Genomic DNA, 18365 nt, shown 5'->3' with positions numbered 1-18365 from the left:
ATTATACCCTTATATTTATCTTATAGATACATATATAACCAATATTAATTATAACATAGTATTTATCAATTTTAGGAATAATTATCTAATTACATATCAAATATATTTTTCTTTACCCCCTATTAAAAAACATTTACATTTATTATTATAATATTAATCCTTCAGCTGATGGATATATTGACAGAATTAACAGAAAAAAACTATAATTAATTTACAAGCATTATTATTCTAAGGAGTTGAGGCGAGATGAAGGACGTTATATTCGATAATTTCCAAAATGATGTGGATGATTCATTACTAAGACATAAAAGCATTTTAGATATTTTAACAAAATATTCTGAATCTAGTGCTAGAGTAAATAGAGCTGTTGCTAAGGCTGTTACAAATTGTGGTTGTATTAAAATAAATGCAGATAAACAATCTTCTCCTCAAGACCAAGATAGCCTTGAAGATTTTTATAATTCTTTAAATAATCATTTAGATGGCGAACTTTGTGAAACTTGTCGTGATGTAATTGAGCGTGAAATGGGTAATAATATGTTTTATCTTACTTCCTTGTGTAATGCACTAAATATAAGTTTATATGATGTACTTATAAAAGAAGATAATAAAATTAATACTTTAGGAAAATTTAATTTTAGATAAAAAAATATGGCAGTAAATTTACTGCCATATTTTTTTATAATTCTTTTTTTAAATATATTTGTTCTTTAATTCTTTTCAATCCATTTCTTATTGCAGTAGCTCTAGCTTCTCCTATCCCCTCAACCATATCAAGATCTTCTTTTGATGCTTTAATAACATTTTTAAGGCTATCAAAATGCTTAATAAGATTTTCAATAATACTCGTTGGTATTCTAGGAATCTTAGAAAGAATTCTATATCCCTTTGGAGATATTAAAGTATCCACTAACGACACTCCAGCATATCCCAATAATTTAGACAGATTATCTAAGTCTAATAGCTCTTCAGAATTTAGCTTTTGAATTTCCTTATAAATTTCATCAGCGTCAGCTTCATCATTACAATAATCTTTAATTAAAAGTATTCCATCTCTTTCAATATTTTTTATTAATTCATTAAGCTGCATAGAAATTAGTCTTCCTTCATTACCTAATTCAACTATATGCTTTTTAATTTCCTCAACTATTCTCATTACCATTTCAGTTCTTTGTATAGCTGTAGTTACATCAAATACTGTAGTTAAATCTTGAAATTCAAGAATATTTAAGTTATTAATAACTTTCTCTAATACATTAACATACTTTTCTAAAGTCTGTATTGCTTGGTTAGCATTTGCTAAAATAACACTACTATCCTTAAGTATGTATTTTAGGTCACCTTTATATATTGTAATTATGTTTCTTCTTTGTGAGATTGCTATGACAAGGGTTCCAGTTTGTCTTGCTATTCTTTGAGCTGTTCTATGTCTAGTTCCTGTTTCGAAAGTAGCTATTGTTGAATCTGGTATAAGTTGAGCGTTAGCAGAAACTATCTTTTTTAAATCTCCACTTATAACAATAGCTCCATCCATCTTTGCTAGTTCGTATACATATGCTGGTGTATATTCTGAATTAATATTAAATCCACCATCTACTAGCTTCATTACATTTTCACCGTCACCAATTATTATTAATCCACCAGTTTTAGCTCTTAGTATGTTATCTAATCCCTCTCTTAAACTTGTTCCTGGACTGACTAATTTAAGTATATTTTTTATTTCATTATCTTCCTTTATTCTCATTATAATCACCTAATTATTAATTCTATTATTATTGCGAATCTCTATTATTTATTATCTATAGACATGGAATATTACATCATTTAAAGTTTTTAATGCTATAACTTCTATACCTTTAAATACAGTACCCTTAGCAAAAGAATCTTTTGCTACATATACCCTCTTAAATCCCATTCTTGCAAGCTCTTTCACTCTACCTTCTAAAGAAGGTACTTTTTTAAGTTCTCCAGTTAATCCTACATCTGCGATAAAAGCAATATTTCCCTCTATCCCTTTTTGCTTAACCGAAGATACAATACTCATTATTACGGCTAAATTAATACCCTGCTCTCTAATTCTCATACCTCCGGTGGTCTTAATTATTACATTTTTATCGTAAAGATTTATTCCACCTCTTTGCTCAAGAATAGAAATTAAAGTATTTAACTTATCTTTGCCTAAAGTCTCCCCTATTCTAGTTGGATAAGGAGTAAAAGTCTTAGATACTAAGCTTTCTATTTCTGTTATTATAGCTCTTGATCCTTCCTTTATAACTGTTAACGTACTTCCTGATACTAATTCTCCTTCATCTCTTTTAGTCATAAAAAATTCTGATGGATTATCTATAGACATCATACCTTTTTCAGTCATTTGGAAAAATCCTGTTTCTCCTGTGCTTCCAAATCTATTTTTGGAACTTACTAGTCCTCTTAGTTCTTCATCACTATCAGCTTCTATTATTAATACAGTATCTACTAAATGTTCTAAAGCTCTAAGACCAGCAAGTTCATCTGCTTTTGTCATTTGTCCAACAATTATAACCGCTCTCTGTCTTTTATCATTTTTAGCAACCCTTAATAATTCATTAGCACACTCCATAGTCTGAGTCGGAGAACCTGCTCTTGCAGGTAAATAGCCCTCCATAGTAAAGGTCTGTATACTATCTATAATAATTAAGTCTGGATCTATCTCTTCTATAGAATCAACAACATTATCTAAATTAGTTTCTTGAAGAACCCATATATTATCATTAATTTTCTCTAATATTCTATCTGCTCTATTTTTTATTTGGCTATCACTTTCTTCTCCTGATGCATATATAACTTTATGCCCTTTCTTAGCTATACAATCTGCCACTTGTAAAAGTAACGTTGACTTTCCCGCACCAGGTCTAGCCGTAATTATGGTAATAGAATCTTTTACTATTCCACCACCCATAACTCTATCAAATTCATTAATTCCTGTAACTATTCTATCACTTTTGCTAGAAGTTACCTCTGTAAGTTTCTTGGCTACCTTTTTAGGAGTTCTTGTTGCTGTTACTGTTTTACTCGTACTTTTAGCCTGAACTACCTCTTCCTCAAAAGTATTCCAATTATTGCAATCTGGACATTTTCCTAACCATTTTGGTGTTTCATACCCACAATCCCTACAGATATAAACTGTTTTTATTTTCACCATACCGATTCACCACTTCTGTTGTACTTATATATTAGTATTCTTAACTTATTTCACTCTTTCTAATATATCATAATTAAAATAAAAAAATATACAAAATACAAAAAATCATCGTTAAAAATATTAACGATGATTTTTTATAAATGATAATTATTTTATTAATTTTGCTGCCGCTTCATCAATTATAACAACTACATCTCTATGCATTTGTAGCATTGTAGCTGGATTATCAGTTGTAATCTTTCCTGAGAATAATCCTTTAATAGCTTCTGCTTTTCCTTCACCTGACGCTATTAAGATTATTTTTTTAGCTTTCATAATTCCGCCTAGTCCCATAGTTAATGCTTTTCTTGGAACTTCATCAATTGAATCAAAGAATCTAGCATTTGCTTCTATAGTGCTTTCTGTTAATGAAATTATATGAGTTCCTGCTGATAATTCTTCTCCTGGTTCGTTAAATGCAATATGTCCATTGTTTCCAATACCTAATAATTGAACATCTATTCCGCCAAGTTCCTCAATTTTCTTATCATAATTCTTACATTCTTCTTCTAAATTTTCTGCTAATCCATTTGGTACAAAAGTCTTAGCTTTATCAATATTTATGTGATTGAATAAATTAGTATTCATGAAATTTCTGTAGCTTTGCTCATGCTCTGGATTTAATCCAATATATTCGTCTAAGTTTATTGAAGTACATTTAGAAAAATCTAATTCATTATTTTCACACTTAGCTATTAACTCTTTATACATTCCTACTGGTGATCCTCCAGTAGCTAGTCCTAAAACTGCTTCTGGTTTCTCTATTATAACTTTAGCAAATTCGTCTGCTGCAACTTTACTTAATTCTTCATAATTTTTAGTAACTATTAATTTCATATAATCTCTCCCTCTCTACGTGAAATATTCACTTGTAATGTAAACTTATCTGATCTATATAATGCCTCTTCAATAAATAATACTTTATTTTTATTAGCAAAAGTTTTTCCTATTATCTTAAGCACCGGAAAATTCTCTTTAGTATCAAACTTTTCTTTTATTTCATCTGTTATATCAACAGCTACTATAGATGAAGTAGAATTACTTATTGAATATCCAAAATGCTCTAAAATTTTATATAATGATCCTTTTAACATCTCATTATTAATATGACCACAATAATCTACAGGTATAAATACAGTCTCTACTGCTATACATTCATTATCAACTATTCTTCTTCGTTCAATTTTATAAACCTTATCTAGCATAAAAGTATCTTGCATATCATCCGGTGTATCTATAATATCGAAGTTAATAACTTCTGTTCTCAACTCTCTACCAGTTTGCTTTATCATCTCTGTAAAACTCATCATATCTTGTTGTTTTACAGTTTGCTCACATACAAAAGTACCTTTACCTTTTAATCTAGTTAAAACTCCTTCTTGAACTAATTCCCCTATAGCTTGTCTTATAGTCATTCTACTTACGCCATAGATTTCACATAATTCTCTTTCGCTGGCTATACATTCACCAGGTTTCCAAAGACCTTGTGCAATTTTTTTAACTAAGTCATTTTTTAATTGGAAGTATACCGGTATAGGACTATTCTTATCAATCATAGTATCGCCTCCTAATCATATTATAACGTTCAGAATTATAGATGTCTATACCAGTTTTAAAAAATCTTTGTATATTTTTATTAAACTTACTAATACTAATTATAAAAAGTTTAGGAGATGTTATTATGTTTTCAAAATCTTATTATGATAATATAAACGGTAAAAATATACTAACTGATTATAGACCAAAAGATATGAGTAATGATTATCTTGATAATTTTACAGATTCCTCTTTAGAAAATATGGTTATAAATTCTAACTTAGATAATAGTAATATGATTAAATAACTATTTATAATATATATTATATGATATATTAGTATTAAGATTACTATTTTAGGAGGTACTTTATGGTTAAAGTTTATTCAACTAATACTTGTCCTTGGTGTGATAAAGCTAAGAGCTATTTAAAATCAAAAGGAATCGAGTTTGAAGAATTAAATGTTCAAGAGGATATGGTTGCTAGAGAAGAAATGATAAAAAAATCTAAACAAATGGGAGTTCCTGTTTTAGATGTAAATGGAACTATCATAATAGGTTTTGATAAGCCTGCAATTGATACTGCACTTAATGCTTAATTTCAATTGACAATTACAAGTTTAAAACATAAAAACTATAAGTTTTAAAGCCAGCATAAGCTGGCTTTATTTATTTATTTATTTATTTATTTATTTATTTTAACTTTCATTAATTACGATTATTTAAATTAATTATAACTCCCTTTCTTCTTGACATTGCTTCTATAGAATATCTAATTCCTTGAGTACCTATTCCTGATGCTTTTACACCTGAAAACGGAAAATGATCTGGGCCTCTTTCTGGTTTATTATTAATTTGAACAGTTCCTACTTCTAACTTATCTGCTATATAAAAAGCTTCATCTATATTTTTAGTAAATACTGATGCCTGCAACCCATATTCAGATTTATTGGCTATTAATATGGCTTCCTCTTTATCTTTTACTCTAATAATCGGCAAAACTGGTCCAAATGGCTCTTCCCATGCTAATCTCATGTCCTCAGTAACATAATCGAATAAAGTTGGATATATAATATTATTTTCTCTCTTTCCACCAGCTAACAAATGTGCTCCTTTTTCTCTAGCATCCTCTATAAGTTCCCACACAAAATCAGCTGCTTTATCATCAATTAATGGAGTTATAGTTACTCCTTCATCTGTCGGATTTCCTACCTTAAGCTCTAATACCTTTCTTTTAATCTTATCTGCCAATTCATCTGCAACTTTATCAACTACTAATATTCTCTTAACAGCAGTACAACGTTGTCCTGAATAAGAATATGCTCCAGCTACTATATTAGCTGCTGCTAAATCAAGGTCTGCATCATCTAATACAATTGCTGCATCTTTCCCACCTAATTCCATTAACAATGGAACCATACTTGTTATACTTGCTATTCTCATTCCAACTTCAGTACTTCCTGTAAAGTTAATAAAATCTATCTCTGGATGAGTTACTATATAATCTCCTATTTCACTTCCTCTTCCTGTTACAGTATTTAGAACACCAGCTGGAACTCCAGCTTCATCAAAAACTTTTGCTAAATATAATCCACAAAGACTACCTTGTGTAGCAGGTTTTAATACTACGGTATTCCCAGCTATTAATGCTGGTGCTATTTTAGAAGCTGATAAATTTATAGGATAATTAAACGGAGAAATTGCAAGAACTACTCCCATTGACTCTCTAGTAACAACAGATATTTTATTTTTATCAAATCCAGGAAAGCTATCACTTACTATAGTTTCTCCAAACATATTTTTAGCTGTATCAGCAGTAAATCTTATGTAATCAGCAGTTCTGTTAATTTCGGACTCAGCGCTTTTTCTATCTTTAGCAATCTCTCTTATAAGAATATCAGATAACTCATCTATTCTCTCTTGTAATATGTCTGCAACTTTATAAAGAATTTTTGCTTTTTCATTTATAGGTACATCTTTCCACTTGTTATGTGCTTTTTGTGCTATCATAACTACATCATTTACCTCTTCCTTTGTCATTGCTGGTATCTTTCCAACTACTTTGCCGTCTGTTGGCGATTTAATCTCTATAAAGCTGCCACTTTTGCTATCACACCATTTCCCATTAATTAAATTTCTAAACTTTCTCTCTTGTCCGATTAAATTACTAAACATATGATTATTCTCCTCCCTATTAATTTATTATTTATTTTCTCCCACCTATTTCACTTTTATTATTTAACATAAGATAAACTTATCTATAATTAAATTTAGATATAAATTATTAAAATAAAAAAAGAAGCTTAAATTTATAATCTAAGCTTCTTCAAATTAATTATTAAACCTAAAAAATATTTAATAATTTATATTTAATTATAACTACTCATAAAAATACTATATAGATTAGTATTTATTTATGTGCAAACTCTATACCTTGCTCATTACATTGAATAAGAAGTTTATCTCCATCAACTATATCACCTTTAATTATTTCATCACTCAATTTATCTTCAATTTCTCGAGTAATTATTCTTCTTAAAGGTCGTGCACCAAAATCTTTTTCCTTATTTTTTTCAGCAATAAATTTACTTAAATCTTTATCATAATCAATAAATATGTTCTTTTCTTTTAACCTTCCCATTGTCTCGTTTATCATTATATCTACAATTTTTAATATACTATCTTCATTTAATTGATTAAATATTATTATTTCATCTAATCTATTTAAAAATTCTGGTCTAAAGGCTTTTTTCAATGCACCTTCTATTACTTCTTTCATCTTTTCATATTCTGCTTTACCAGTATCTTTATTTGAAGCAAAACCGACCTGTTTTTGCTTTTTAATATTTTCAGCTCCTACATTAGATGTCATTATAATTATAGTATTCTTGAAGCTAATCATCTTACCTTTACTATCTGTTAATCTTCCATCTTCCATAATTTGAAGTAAAATATTAAATATATCTGGATGAGCCTTTTCTATTTCATCTAATAACACTACAGAATATGGTTTTCTTCTAACAGCTTCTGATAATTGCCCGCCTTCGTCATACCCTATATATCCTGGAGGAGATCCTATAAGTCGTGAAACTGAATGCTTTTCCATGTATTCAGACATATCTAATCTTATAAGATTATTCATATTACCAAACATAGCTTCAGCTAATGCTTTTGATAACTCAGTTTTTCCAACACCTGTTGGCCCACAGAATATAAATGTTCCTATAGGTCTATTAGGATCTTTAAGCCCTATTCTAGCTCTTTTTACAGCTCTAGATATAGCACTTATAGCTTCATCTTGACCAATAACTTTACTTTTTAATATATCCTCTAAATGCAAAAGTCTATCTGATTCTTTTTCTGTAAGTCTTGATATAGGAACCTTAGTCCAGGTTGATACAACCTTAGCAATATCTTCTTCATCTACAAGATAAACTTCTGAACAATTCTTTGTATTCCATCTATTCTGAATCTCATAGAACTCATCTCTCAATCGTTTTTCTTTATCTCTTAAATTAGCTGCCTTTTCAAAATCTTGATTTTTTATAGCATCTTCTTTTTCATTTATAGCCTTTTCTATAGCCACCTCTTTTTCTTTTATTTCAGGTGGTAACGTTAGTTTAGATATTCTTACCTTTGCTGCAGCTTCATCAATCAAATCTATAGCCTTATCTGGCATATATCTATCATTTATATATCTTTCACCTAAGCTAACTGCCATTTTTAAAGCTTCATCAGTTATTTTAACTTTATGATGTGACTCATATTTATCCCTAAGTCCAAATAATATCTTTAATGTATCCTCTGGTGATGGTTCCTCAATATTTACTGGTTGAAATCTTCTTTCTAAAGCTGCATCTTTTTCTATATGCTTTCTATATTCATCTATTGTAGTTGCACCAATACATTTTATTTCTCCTCTTGCTAATGCAGGCTTTAAAATATTAGACGCATCTATAGCTCCTTCTGCTCCTCCAGCTCCTACTATAGTGTGTATCTCATCTATAAATACAATAATGTCCTCTTCTTGTCGTAACTCGGCCATAATTTTCTTTAATCTATCTTCAAATTCACCTCTATATTTTGCACCAGCAACCATAGCAGTAATATCTAATGTTAAAATTCTTTTATCTTTTAGACTTTCTGGAATATCTCCTAGTACAATTCTTTGAGCTAATCCTTCTATTACAGCTGTTTTTCCAACTCCTGGTTCACCAATTAAACATGGATTATTTTTAACTCTCCTACATAGAATCTCTAACACTCTTTGTGTTTCAGCATCTCTTCCTACTACAGGATCTAATTTTTGATCTTTTGCTAATTGAGTTAAATCTCTACTAAATTGATCTAACATAGGAGTTTTATTGTTTTTCTTTTCTTTTGAAGCTGTCTTTTTTACTTCTTTTAATTCGCTTCCCATAATGTATTTTTCTAAATCATCTTTCATTGAATTGATATCAGCCTTACAACTTGTAAGAATAGCATAAGCTACACCTTCTCCATCGTTAATCAATGATAATAGAATATGTTCTGGTGTAATAAAATTTTGTCCGTATTTTCTTGCCACTTCTAAACTATCATCAAATAATCTCTTTGTTCTAGGTGTTAATAATATATCACCTGATAATATCTCTTCATCTCCAAATCCTAAATACTCTTCTGTAAGCCCTCTAACTTTATCTATAGTCAATCCTTTAGTAGTTAATAATTGACTAGCGTATCCATTTTCTTTTAATATCCCTAAAAGTACATGTTCAGTTCCTATATATCCATGCTTAAACTTTTGAGATTCTTGTTGTGCTTCTATTAAAACTATTTGTGCCCTTTCTGTAAACCTCCCAAATATCATTTTCTTACACCTCCATACCCTAGGTTATAATTTATATAAAATTAATTAACCATTAATTTTAAATTTATATTAATTATTATGATAGAATAACTGCTATCATACCCCTTAAAATATCTGCTCTAACCTTATTTTTATCTTCTACAGATGTTAAAATTCTATCATTTACAGACATTTTAATAAGATCACATTCTCTTTCAGTTACTAGATTCAACTCTAATAAATAATTAATTAAAGATAATGCACCTTGGTAAGTTATACTTTTACCAATAGCTTCATTAAGCATCATAGCAATCTTTTCATTATTATCATTTGATATTTTCTTGATTACTATATAGCCTCCACCACCTCTTCTGCTTTCGATAATATATCCTTTTTCGTGACTAAATCTAGTAGTCAATACATAGTTAATCTGTGATGGAGCACAATTAAATTTATCTGCTAAATCATTTCTCTGGATTATTATTTCCTTACTGGTTTTTTCCTCAATCATATTATTTAAAAATTCGGCTATACCATCTGATATTCTTGCCATAAAAACACCTTCCTAAACATCTTTGACTTTCTTTGACTTTAATTATATACAAATATTTTTTTAGTGTCTATGTTTAAAGTTTTCCCTTATATAAAAAATTCATTTAAATTCTGTAATATTTAGATTTTATTTAGTCAATACTCTTAAAATATAGATATTTAACAAGATTCTAGGATGTGATAATAAATGCAGATTAAATGGTTAGGAAATAGTTCATTTTTAATAAAAACATCTTTATCCAAAAAAATTCTCATAGATCCATTTACTCCATTAGAACTTTTAGATTTTGATACTACTTTTGATATAATAACCTTTAGCAAAGATTTTCATAAAATAAGTAATTTTGATTTGAGTAAGTATGGTGCTAAAATAATCACTAGAGATGAAGTATATTGTGAAAATAACATTAAAATTAAAGGATATTTATCCTACAGTGATAATGTATCAGGATTAAAACGTGGTAAAAACTATATATATCTTTATGAAGTAGATAAATTAAGAATATGCCATCTTGGATATTTAGGACATTTTCTTAATGAAGAAATTATAAATATACTAAAAAATGTAGATATTTTATTCTTGCCTATTGGTGGGAATCTTTGTTTAAATGGTAATGAAAGTTATAAGCTATCTGAACTACTTACTCCTAAATATATTATCCCAATGTGCTATAAATGTAATAAGTATGACTTTTATTTTGATGGTCCTTTAGATTTTATATCTAAATCTAAAAATATTTATAATGTAAACTCCTCTGAAATTAATATTAATGATTTACCTAACAATACTCCATTAACAGTACTTTTAAAGCATTAAAAAAGAGCCACCTACTTAGGTGACTCTTTATAGTAACTATTCAGCTACTGGTGCTCCAACTGGACAAACATTTGCACAGTTTCCGCAATCGATACAAGTATCTGCATCTATAACAAATTGAGTATCTCCTTGGCTGATAGCGTTAACTGGACATTCAGCAGCACAAGCTCCACAGTTTACGCATGAATCTTCTATTACGTATGCCATTAAAAAAACCCCCTCACTTATTAAATTTCATATATATTGTATCATAGTCAATATTTTTTTCAAAGTGTTTTTATTATGTGATATAAAGTTCACTTCTAAGATTCTATCATGTACCCTGCCATTTCAATAAGATTTATAATATCCTCTGATGATATAGTTAAATTATCATATACTATTTGAACTTCTTTTTTAGCCTTGCTTATCTCACATGCAACTATACCTTCTTCATTTGTAAGTATATTCCTAATAGTAGTTACATCAGTAGATTTATTTAAATTATTAATCTTTATTGAAATTTTCATAATATCCTCCTTAGTTATCTTTAATTAACGCCTTAATAAACTTTTTATCCTCTTCTGAATCTATCTCTAATCTAATATCTGAATCATCTATTGAGTCTTCATAGTTTCCTTCAATTAATTCGATATTGTCTATATTAAAGTCATTTACCATTTCTTCGCCAGCTTTTTTATATTTTACTCTTACTGTTTCCTTAACAGTATTATTACTTATAACTTCTCCTGTACCTTCCTCAGTTTTAACTATTGAGCCAACCTGAGGCATTCTCTTTCTAATATCTTCATACGTACTTTGCTCGTAATTTAAGCAGCACATAAGACGTCCACATATACCTGATATCTTAGTTGGATTAAGTGATAAGTTTTGTTCTTTTGCCATTTTTATAGAAACAGATGCAAAATCTCCTAAAAATGAAGAACAACACATAGGTCTTCCACATGGACCTAATCCACCTAACATCTTTGCTTCGTCTCTAACTCCGATTTGTCTTAATTCAATACGTGTTTTGAATATAGTAGCTAAATCTTTTACTAATTCTCTAAAATCTACTCTACCATCTGCTGTAAAGTAAAATATTACTTTATTATTATCAAATGTATATTCAACATCAATAAGCTTCATTGTTAATTTATGTTCTTGAATTTTGTTAAAGCATATATTAAATGCGGCTTCTTCTTTAGCTTTGTTATCAAAATGCTTATCTATATCTTCTTGTGATGCTATTCTTATAACACTTTTAAGAGGTGCTACTATATCCTCCTCTCTTACTTCTTTTATTCCAATTACACATTCACCAAATTCTATTCCTCTAGCAGTTTCTACTACTACATAATTACCTTTTTCTATTTTTAAATCAGTTGGATCAAAATAATATATCTTTCCAGCCTTTTTAAATCTCACTCCTACAACTTTTATCATATTTTTAAACCTCCAAAAAGCTAATAAGCATAACTCTTATAGTTACTGCCCAATTAACATTATTTTTAATGTTTCTTCTAGCTTCTTCAATACTACTCATTAAGTTATTTAACTTCCTAAAAGACATTTCCTTAGTAAGTTCTTTAATCTGATCAATTTTATCACTATTTATAATTAAGCTTTCATTTTCGATTTCCTTATGAATCATTATGTCTCTTATAAAATCACCCATTATACTTAGAACTTCTTCTTTATCTCCCTTATAAGAATTTAAAACTTCTTCTTCTTCTAATAGAGCTTCAGGATCATTTTTTGTTATTTTAATTAATAATTCTACAATTTTACATCTTAATTCTTTAAGCTTATCATCATTAATATATCTATCTATTCTTCCCGGAATTCCAGAACTAAATGCTATTGCTGCCTTTGTTTCAGGTTCATTTTTATCATAACCTTTTATTTCAGCATACTCATATAACTCTTCTTTTGATAATGGTGTCAATTTAAATATTTCACATCTAGATTTAATAGTATCTAAAACTAACTCTAAACTCTCACATAGTATTATTATGTACACTCCTAAAGGTGGTTCCTCTATTGTTTTTAATAATGCATTTTGAGCTTGAACTGTAAGCTTATTACCTTCATGAATAATAACCACTTTCTTATCTCCCTCAAAAGGTTTCTTTTGAACTTCTTCTATAATAGCTCTTACATCATCTACTCCGAAGGAAGCCTTTTCAGTCTTATAATTTATAATATCTACATATTCCCTATCTAAATCACCTTTAAGTATTAATTTAGCTAAATTTAGCGCTAGAACGCTCTTTCCAATTCCATCCTCACCACAAATAAGGTGGGCATGAGAAAGAGTTCCATTTGAACATCGCTTGTTGAAATTCATAACTAAGTCTCTATACCCAATAAACTTTCTCATACTCACGCCTCTTTTTCATCTATATTCTATACTTTAATAAATTGATCTACATCTAATACAAAGATAGTAGCTCCTCCTACTTCAACTTCCATAGGATATGGCATATACATACCAGTTCCGTTAGACATAGTAGTTGGTGTTGGTATTATTTCTTTTCTCATTTTACAAACATCTTCAACAACCTTAACTACATCATTAACTTTATCCTTTTCTACTCCTATCATTAATGTTGTGTTACCAGACTTTAAAAATCCGCCTGTAGTTGCTAACTTTGTAACTCTAAAACCTTTATCATTAAGTTCTTCAATTAGATCTAAAGCATCATCATCTTGTACTATTGCGATTACTAACTTCATAAAATTACCTCCACTCAATAAATTTCCCTTTTATATTATTTTATCATACTATTTAAATGTTTTAATATTTTTTATGTTAGTTTTACATAAAATATATCTATAATTTTACAATAGTTCAATTAATAAATGTTTTATATCCTTTTAAATTACTTCTATAACCTTTTTGTATATCTCTTCATGAATATCATCAATAGTTCTTAATAACTTACCTTCAGTGCATTTAACTTTATTCCAATTATATTTTTCAGCAATTTTAAGTGAGTTATTATATGATTTTATTAAATATTCCTCATTGCTTTCATGAATATCCTTTTCTTCCTCACCAGTTATCTTATTTAATCTATTTTTCATTAATTCTTGACTTACCATAGGATCTACATCTAAGAAAATAACTTGGTCTGGCTTCGGTATTGCATATAAGTTAAACTCTAAGTCACTTAACCAATTCAAGAATTTCTCTTTTTCTTCTTCATCCATTTTTGCTGCTTGATGTACCATATTTGATGTAGTATATCTATCGGATATAATTATCCCACCTTCATTATAGAACTTTTCCCATTTAGTTTTAAATGATGCGTATCTATCAGCAGCATAAAAAGTTGATGCAACGTATGGACTAACATCATTAGGATTGCTTCCAAACTCACCTCTTAAATACATCTTTACTAATGCTGAAGACTCGCTATCGTAATCTGGGAAAGTTATTTTCATACAATTATATCCTTCATTAATAAGTCTTTCATATAATTTTTTAGATTGAGTTGCTTTTCCACTAGCATCTGAACCTGACTCTATAATAATTAATTTACCTTTACTCATAAATAAGCCCACCTTTCAAGTATGTAAGGTATTTTCCTTAACTTTTAAAATAATATATCTTTTATTCTATTTTTCATATCCTCATATTGCTTATCATCAAATTCCTCATTAGTAATACTATTTACGCAATCTTCACATATGAAACTTTTTATAATCATTATACCATCATAACGAGCCTTCCCACAAATTTTACAATGTCTTTTCTTTTTTAAGATTATTTCCTTATTATTAATCATTATAACCCCTCCTTGTCTCATATTTAAAATTTTGGACAAGAATTAATATTTTTATACTTTAATATAAAAAGCTATAAAATAAATACTTTATGGAAAAAATAATATTAAAACTTTAAACTGGAGGAATCACTAAATGAATCAAGAAATGATTTCCTATTTATCTACATGTTATGATGAATTACGTACACTAAATAGAGACTTATATGCTAATCCCGAAGATAGTTATAAAGAATTTTTTGCTTGTGACTCTATATGCAATCTATTAGAATCTCATGGCTTTGATGTAAAAAGGAATTTTCTCGATTTAGAGACATCTTTTTATGCCTCTAAAGGAAATACATACCCCAAAATTTGCTTTTTATGCGAATATGATGCTGTTCCTGGAGAAGGTCATTTAACTGGTCATAACTTATTAACCACAACTTCTTTAGGTGCTTCTCTAGCACTTTCAAAAGTAATTGATAAAATAGGTGGAACTGCTGTAGTAATTGGTTGTCCTGGTGAATATCGTGGTGGTACAAAATCTATTATGGTAAAGCAAGGTGTTTTTGATGATATAGATATTGTATTAGTAGCTCATCCCGATGTAACAACTAATGAAAGTGGTACTTCTGCTGCTATAGTCCCTCTAAAGATTAAGTTCTTAGGTAATAGTGGTTTAAGTTTTTTAAATAATGATACCTATACTTCATTAGATGGTATATTATTGACTTTCAATATTTTAAATTCTATATTAAAAGGATTTCCTAAAGATGTTGAAGTTAACTCTATATTATCTCAAGGTGGTTTTACTCCATTATTACTTCCAATAGAAAGTGAAGCCCAATTTTATATAAGAGCAAAAGAGATGGATATGGCTAGAATAGCAGAAAATAAATTAAGAGAAATAGCTATTTATGTTTCAAAGCTTATTCGAGTTCAATACTCTTTTTCACTATATGAATGTCCTAATGAAGAGTTAATTACTAATAGAACTTTAAATAGATTATTCAGCCATAACCTTAAAGAAAACGGAATAATTGATATAGGTCCGCCAAGGGATGTACGCTCTGGATTAAGCATTGGTATAGTTAGTAAAACTGTTCCTTGTATACATCCTTATATAAAGGTAATTGAAGATAATAGTATTAGATATGGTACCAAAGAATTTGCAGAAACTACAATATCACCATTTGCCTTTGAGCAATCTATGAAAGCATCCTTATCATTAGCAGCTACTGCTGTAGACTTAATAACAAATAATACTTTGCTTAATGAAATCAAAGATGAATTTTTTAAAGAAAAATAAAAGGTGAAGCTATTTAATTAGCTTCACCTTGTAATATATTAACTTTATCATATACTCTTTTTAATAATCTTTCACTTGGCTCAAATGAAAACTTTAAAAGTTGTCCATTTCTCTTGTACACACAGTAACATTTTCTAGAAGTAGTTATGCTGCTCAAATAGTTTCCATGAGATTTAATTTTTGATAGCTTTTTAGGTATCTCAACCTTTTTCCCTATGAAAACAATATCCTGCATTCTTATGCTTTCTAAAATGTTATCACCTTTACAATTTAATTTATTTATTATTAACTTATCTGCAATTATTGAGTATTTATAAGATAAACTACAGCGTCTAAATTCCTTAAATAATACAAATACTATCATTATTAATAGCAGAACCTCTATTACTCTATAAACTTGAAAAGTTTTTCCTATCACTATTTCAGCAATTTCAACGGCATATAAAGCAATAGTTATAGCTAATAATGAAATCATTATAGCAGGAATTTTCCTTCCGTGTACAACTTCTCTATGCATGACAATATATATCCCCCATAAAATATAATAATTTTGACAATGCTATGATTATACTAATTATTATAGTATAATTCCATTCGGAAATTTCGCCTTATTCATAGATTATATGAAAATAATTAATAAATCTTTAATAAATCTTCATTAATCTAAGGTTTTAAATCTATTACTAATTTTATTGTGATATACTGATAAATATAATAATATTACTCACTTAATTGGAGGTATCTATGATTAAAATATACAAAAGCTTAAGCGAAACAAATCCTCATTTAAAAGCTTTAAATAATATTGAACCTGGTTGTTGGATTAACATGATAGCACCTACAGAAGAAGAGATTATATTAGTTTCAAAAAAGACAGGAGTTCCTTTAAATTTTTTGAGAGCACCTTTAGATGATGAAGAAACTTCTCGTATTGATTTTGAAGATGATTATCTCCTAGTAATAGTAGATATTCCTTTTACGGAAATGGAAGATAATTCTCTTACATATGATACATATCCATTAGCAATTATTCATTCTGAAAAACAAATAGTAACTGTCTGCTTAAAAAATAGTAGAATATTAACTGATTTTATAAACAATAAAGTTAAATCTTTCTTCTCATTCAAAAAATCTAGATTTATTCTTCAAATATTAAGTAGAGTTTCTACATATTATTTAATATATTTAAGACAGATTGATAAAAAAAGTTTAATGATTGAAAAAAGATTGCATAAGTCTATGAAAAACAGAGAGCTTATACAACTTCATTCATTAGAAAAATCCCTTGTTTATTTTTCTACATCTCTTAAGGCAAATGAAATTACTTTGGAAAAAATGCTTAAACTAGAAATAATGCAAAAATATCCTGAAGATCAAGATGTATTAGAAGATGTTATTATTGAGAATAAACAAGCTATTGAAATGACTGATATATATAGTAATATACTTGCTAGTACAATGGACTTCTTTGCTTCAGTAATTTCAAACAATCTTAATATTGTTATGAAGGTGTTAGCATCAGTTACAATATTAATGGCTATTCCAACTATTATTGGTGGTATATTTGGAATGAATGTTTTACTTCCATTTAGCCCTGATGATCCTAATGCATTTAATATAATAATGATATTTACACTCTTATTAACAGGATTTGTTGCAATACTTTTATATAAGAAAGATATGTTTAGTTAATTTTATAGTTATCCACTAATATAAAATATATCCACAGGCAAAATAATTTCACCTGTGGATATATTGTTTTTTTGTGTATATTTTTAATTAATATAAATTTACTTTAAATGAAAAAATAAAAACCTACAAGCATTGCTTGTAGGTTTTTTGGAGGCGCCAATCAGATTTGAACTGATGAATAAAGGTTTTGCAGACCTCTGCCTTACCACTTGGCTATGGCGCCGTACCTGGTGGCTCGACCAGGAATCGAACCAGGGACACGAGGATTTTCAGTCCTCTGCTCTACCGACTGAGCTATCGAGCCACATTACCAGGCAACGTCCTACTCTCCCACACAGTCTCCCGTGCAGTACCATTGGCGCTGTAGAGCTTAACTTTCCTGTTCGGAATGGGAAGGAGTGTTTCCTCTACGCCATCATCACCTGATGCTATGATTCTCTAAATCTTCGATTTAGTTAGAGTCTTGTACTCCTCAACTCTGTTGAGTGAGTTTCCTTTTTCAAAGAATTTTGTTCTCTGAAAATTGCACATGAATTTTATATTTTTTATTGGTCAAGCCCTCGACCTATTAGTATCAGTCAGCTAAATACGTTACCGCACTTACACCTCTGACCTATCAACCTTGTGTTCTTCAAGGGGTCTTACTAGCTTATGCTATGGG

At 28.8% G+C, this 18365-nt stretch carries 21 protein-coding genes, 2 tRNA genes and 2 rRNA genes; 6 read left to right on the top strand and 19 right to left on the bottom strand.

What is annotated here, in order from left to right:
* The first annotated feature begins 246 nt into the window (after window positions 1-246).
* Complete coding sequence (locus LQE93_RS08350) at window positions 247-645, top strand: hypothetical protein (RefSeq protein ID WP_055267008.1); 399 nt, start codon at window positions 247-249, stop codon at window positions 643-645.
* A 34-nt stretch (window positions 646-679) separates the two neighbouring features.
* On the opposite strand, the gene disA is transcribed toward LQE93_RS08350, so the two are convergent.
* The 4 genes from disA to LQE93_RS08330 form a co-directional block, all read right to left on the bottom strand.
* Complete coding sequence (gene disA, locus LQE93_RS08345; protein ID WP_055267006.1) at window positions 680-1744, bottom strand: DNA integrity scanning diadenylate cyclase DisA; 1065 nt, start codon at window positions 1742-1744, stop codon at window positions 680-682.
* Window positions 1745-1795: 51 nt separating this feature from the next.
* A complete protein-coding gene (radA, locus tag LQE93_RS08340) occupies window positions 1796-3178 on the bottom strand; it encodes a DNA repair protein RadA (protein WP_231073108.1) in 1383 nt (460 codons plus the stop codon).
* 150 nt (window positions 3179-3328) lie between these two features.
* Complete coding sequence (gene nagB, locus LQE93_RS08335; RefSeq protein ID WP_231072991.1) at window positions 3329-4057, bottom strand: glucosamine-6-phosphate deaminase; 729 nt, start codon at window positions 4055-4057, stop codon at window positions 3329-3331.
* A complete protein-coding gene (locus tag LQE93_RS08330) occupies window positions 4054-4776 on the bottom strand; it encodes a GntR family transcriptional regulator (RefSeq protein WP_231072989.1) in 723 nt (240 codons plus the stop codon). Before LQE93_RS08330 ends, nagB begins: the two co-directional genes overlap by 4 nt.
* A 125-nt stretch (window positions 4777-4901) precedes the next feature.
* Here LQE93_RS08330 and LQE93_RS08325 point away from each other — a divergent pair, with 125 nt between their 5' ends.
* Both LQE93_RS08325 and LQE93_RS08320 read left to right on the top strand, forming a co-directional pair.
* Window positions 4902-5063: a hypothetical protein gene (locus tag LQE93_RS08325; protein ID WP_156334267.1), complete on the top strand. Its 162-nt coding sequence runs from the start codon at window positions 4902-4904 to the stop codon at window positions 5061-5063.
* Window positions 5064-5125: 62 nt separating this feature from the next.
* Window positions 5126-5353 carry a glutaredoxin family protein gene (locus LQE93_RS08320; protein ID WP_055266995.1) on the top strand — a complete coding sequence of 76 codons (228 nt, stop codon included), beginning with the start codon at window positions 5126-5128 and terminating at the stop codon, window positions 5351-5353.
* A 109-nt stretch (window positions 5354-5462) separates the two neighbouring features.
* Here the strand turns inward: LQE93_RS08320 and LQE93_RS08315 are convergent, their stop codons facing one another.
* From LQE93_RS08315 to LQE93_RS08305, 3 genes are all read right to left on the bottom strand, one after another.
* Window positions 5463-6929: an NADP-dependent glyceraldehyde-3-phosphate dehydrogenase gene (locus tag LQE93_RS08315; protein ID WP_231072987.1), complete on the bottom strand. Its 1467-nt coding sequence runs from the start codon at window positions 6927-6929 to the stop codon at window positions 5463-5465.
* 235 nt (window positions 6930-7164) lie between these two features.
* Window positions 7165-9603: an ATP-dependent Clp protease ATP-binding subunit gene (locus LQE93_RS08310; protein WP_186837941.1), complete on the bottom strand. Its 2439-nt coding sequence runs from the start codon at window positions 9601-9603 to the stop codon at window positions 7165-7167.
* Window positions 9604-9679: 76 nt separating this feature from the next.
* Complete coding sequence (locus LQE93_RS08305; protein WP_055266987.1) at window positions 9680-10135, bottom strand: CtsR family transcriptional regulator; 456 nt, start codon at window positions 10133-10135, stop codon at window positions 9680-9682.
* Window positions 10136-10321: 186 nt separating this feature from the next.
* Between LQE93_RS08305 and LQE93_RS08300 the strand changes: the two genes are divergently transcribed.
* The gene (locus LQE93_RS08300) at window positions 10322-10951 is read left to right on the top strand and encodes an MBL fold metallo-hydrolase (RefSeq protein ID WP_231072985.1); all 630 of its coding nucleotides are present in this window, start codon (window positions 10322-10324) and stop codon (window positions 10949-10951) included.
* Window positions 10952-10987: 36 nt separating this feature from the next.
* On the opposite strand, the gene LQE93_RS08295 is transcribed toward LQE93_RS08300, so the two are convergent.
* The 7 genes from LQE93_RS08295 to LQE93_RS08265 form a co-directional block, all read right to left on the bottom strand.
* Entirely contained in the window at window positions 10988-11158 is a 171-nt protein-coding gene (locus LQE93_RS08295) for a DUF362 domain-containing protein (protein WP_032116987.1), read from the bottom strand.
* 95 nt (window positions 11159-11253) lie between these two features.
* On the bottom strand, window positions 11254-11460 hold the full coding sequence (locus tag LQE93_RS08290; RefSeq protein WP_055266981.1) for a heavy-metal-associated domain-containing protein: 207 nt from the start codon (window positions 11458-11460) through the stop codon (window positions 11254-11256).
* 10 nt (window positions 11461-11470) lie between these two features.
* Entirely contained in the window at window positions 11471-12376 is a 906-nt protein-coding gene (locus tag LQE93_RS08285) for a PSP1 domain-containing protein (RefSeq protein WP_231072983.1), read from the bottom strand.
* 4 nt (window positions 12377-12380) lie between these two features.
* Window positions 12381-13313: a DNA polymerase III subunit delta' gene (locus tag LQE93_RS08280; protein WP_231072975.1), complete on the bottom strand. Its 933-nt coding sequence runs from the start codon at window positions 13311-13313 to the stop codon at window positions 12381-12383.
* Window positions 13314-13339: 26 nt separating this feature from the next.
* The gene (locus LQE93_RS08275) at window positions 13340-13669 is read right to left on the bottom strand and encodes a cyclic-di-AMP receptor (RefSeq protein ID WP_055266974.1); all 330 of its coding nucleotides are present in this window, start codon (window positions 13667-13669) and stop codon (window positions 13340-13342) included.
* A gap of 141 nt (window positions 13670-13810) precedes the next feature.
* Window positions 13811-14488: a dTMP kinase gene (locus LQE93_RS08270; protein WP_055266972.1), complete on the bottom strand. Its 678-nt coding sequence runs from the start codon at window positions 14486-14488 to the stop codon at window positions 13811-13813.
* Between the two features lie 44 nt (window positions 14489-14532).
* Entirely contained in the window at window positions 14533-14724 is a 192-nt protein-coding gene (locus LQE93_RS08265) for a sigma factor G inhibitor Gin (protein WP_055266970.1), read from the bottom strand.
* Between the two features lie 133 nt (window positions 14725-14857).
* On the opposite strand from LQE93_RS08265, the gene LQE93_RS08260 reads away from it, so the two are divergent.
* Window positions 14858-16012: a M20 family peptidase gene (locus LQE93_RS08260; RefSeq protein WP_231072973.1), complete on the top strand. Its 1155-nt coding sequence runs from the start codon at window positions 14858-14860 to the stop codon at window positions 16010-16012.
* 13 nt (window positions 16013-16025) lie between these two features.
* On the opposite strand, the gene LQE93_RS08255 is transcribed toward LQE93_RS08260, so the two are convergent.
* Entirely contained in the window at window positions 16026-16529 is a 504-nt protein-coding gene (locus tag LQE93_RS08255; RefSeq protein WP_055266966.1) for a hypothetical protein, read from the bottom strand.
* Window positions 16530-16756: 227 nt separating this feature from the next.
* Here LQE93_RS08255 and LQE93_RS08250 point away from each other — a divergent pair, with 227 nt between their 5' ends.
* The gene (locus LQE93_RS08250) at window positions 16757-17704 is read left to right on the top strand and encodes a magnesium transporter CorA family protein (protein ID WP_231072971.1); all 948 of its coding nucleotides are present in this window, start codon (window positions 16757-16759) and stop codon (window positions 17702-17704) included.
* A 148-nt stretch (window positions 17705-17852) separates the two neighbouring features.
* Here the strand turns inward: LQE93_RS08250 and LQE93_RS08245 are convergent.
* The 4 genes from LQE93_RS08245 to LQE93_RS08230 form a co-directional block, all read right to left on the bottom strand.
* Window positions 17853-17927: transfer RNA gene (locus tag LQE93_RS08245), tRNA-Cys, on the bottom strand.
* A 5-nt stretch (window positions 17928-17932) separates the two neighbouring features.
* Window positions 17933-18008: transfer RNA gene (locus LQE93_RS08240), tRNA-Phe, on the bottom strand.
* 5 nt (window positions 18009-18013) lie between these two features.
* A 5S ribosomal RNA gene (gene rrf / locus LQE93_RS08235) occupies window positions 18014-18130 on the bottom strand.
* Between the two features lie 122 nt (window positions 18131-18252).
* Window positions 18253-18365 (bottom strand): 23S ribosomal RNA (locus LQE93_RS08230); the annotation flags it as partial.

This window comes from Clostridium sp. NSJ-145, assembly GCF_021044725.1.
In the GTDB taxonomy this organism is placed as follows: domain Bacteria; phylum Bacillota; class Clostridia; order Clostridiales; family Clostridiaceae; genus Clostridium; species Clostridium disporicum_B.
Note: the sequence above shows the minus strand (reverse complement) of the source record. Positions and strands in the feature narration are given on the sequence as shown.

Bases quoted from the DNA above. Each gene is read 5' to 3' on its own strand.
- LQE93_RS08300 (WP_231072985.1), top strand. From the start codon at position 10,322: ATGCAGATTAAATGGTTAGGAAATAGTTCATTTTTAATAAAAACATCT.
- LQE93_RS08325 (WP_156334267.1), top strand. From the start codon at position 4,902: ATGTTTTCAAAATCTTATTATGATAATATAAACGGTAAAAATATACTA.
- LQE93_RS08275 (WP_055266974.1), bottom strand. From the start codon at position 13,669: ATGAAGTTAGTAATCGCAATAGTACAAGATGATGATGCTTTAGATCTA.
- LQE93_RS08250 (WP_231072971.1), top strand. From the start codon at position 16,757: ATGATTAAAATATACAAAAGCTTAAGCGAAACAAATCCTCATTTAAAA.
- LQE93_RS08310 (WP_186837941.1), bottom strand. From the start codon at position 9,603: ATGATATTTGGGAGGTTTACAGAAAGGGCACAAATAGTTTTAATAGAA.
- LQE93_RS08315 (WP_231072987.1), bottom strand. From the start codon at position 6,929: ATGTTTAGTAATTTAATCGGACAAGAGAGAAAGTTTAGAAATTTAATT.
- LQE93_RS08350 (WP_055267008.1), top strand. From the start codon at position 247: ATGAAGGACGTTATATTCGATAATTTCCAAAATGATGTGGATGATTCA.
- disA (WP_055267006.1), bottom strand. From the start codon at position 1,744: ATGAGAATAAAGGAAGATAATGAAATAAAAAATATACTTAAATTAGTC.
- LQE93_RS08305 (WP_055266987.1), bottom strand. From the start codon at position 10,135: ATGGCAAGAATATCAGATGGTATAGCCGAATTTTTAAATAATATGATT.
- LQE93_RS08265 (WP_055266970.1), bottom strand. From the start codon at position 14,724: ATGATTAATAATAAGGAAATAATCTTAAAAAAGAAAAGACATTGTAAA.
- LQE93_RS08330 (WP_231072989.1), bottom strand. From the start codon at position 4,776: ATGATTGATAAGAATAGTCCTATACCGGTATACTTCCAATTAAAAAAT.
- LQE93_RS08260 (WP_231072973.1), top strand. From the start codon at position 14,858: ATGAATCAAGAAATGATTTCCTATTTATCTACATGTTATGATGAATTA.
- LQE93_RS08255 (WP_055266966.1), bottom strand. From the start codon at position 16,529: ATGCATAGAGAAGTTGTACACGGAAGGAAAATTCCTGCTATAATGATT.
- LQE93_RS08280 (WP_231072975.1), bottom strand. From the start codon at position 13,313: ATGAGAAAGTTTATTGGGTATAGAGACTTAGTTATGAATTTCAACAAG.
- LQE93_RS08320 (WP_055266995.1), top strand. From the start codon at position 5,126: ATGGTTAAAGTTTATTCAACTAATACTTGTCCTTGGTGTGATAAAGCT.
- LQE93_RS08290 (WP_055266981.1), bottom strand. From the start codon at position 11,460: ATGAAAATTTCAATAAAGATTAATAATTTAAATAAATCTACTGATGTA.
- LQE93_RS08285 (WP_231072983.1), bottom strand. From the start codon at position 12,376: ATGATAAAAGTTGTAGGAGTGAGATTTAAAAAGGCTGGAAAGATATAT.
- LQE93_RS08295 (WP_032116987.1), bottom strand. From the start codon at position 11,158: ATGGCATACGTAATAGAAGATTCATGCGTAAACTGTGGAGCTTGTGCT.
- LQE93_RS08270 (WP_055266972.1), bottom strand. From the start codon at position 14,488: ATGAGTAAAGGTAAATTAATTATTATAGAGTCAGGTTCAGATGCTAGT.
- nagB (WP_231072991.1), bottom strand. From the start codon at position 4,057: ATGAAATTAATAGTTACTAAAAATTATGAAGAATTAAGTAAAGTTGCA.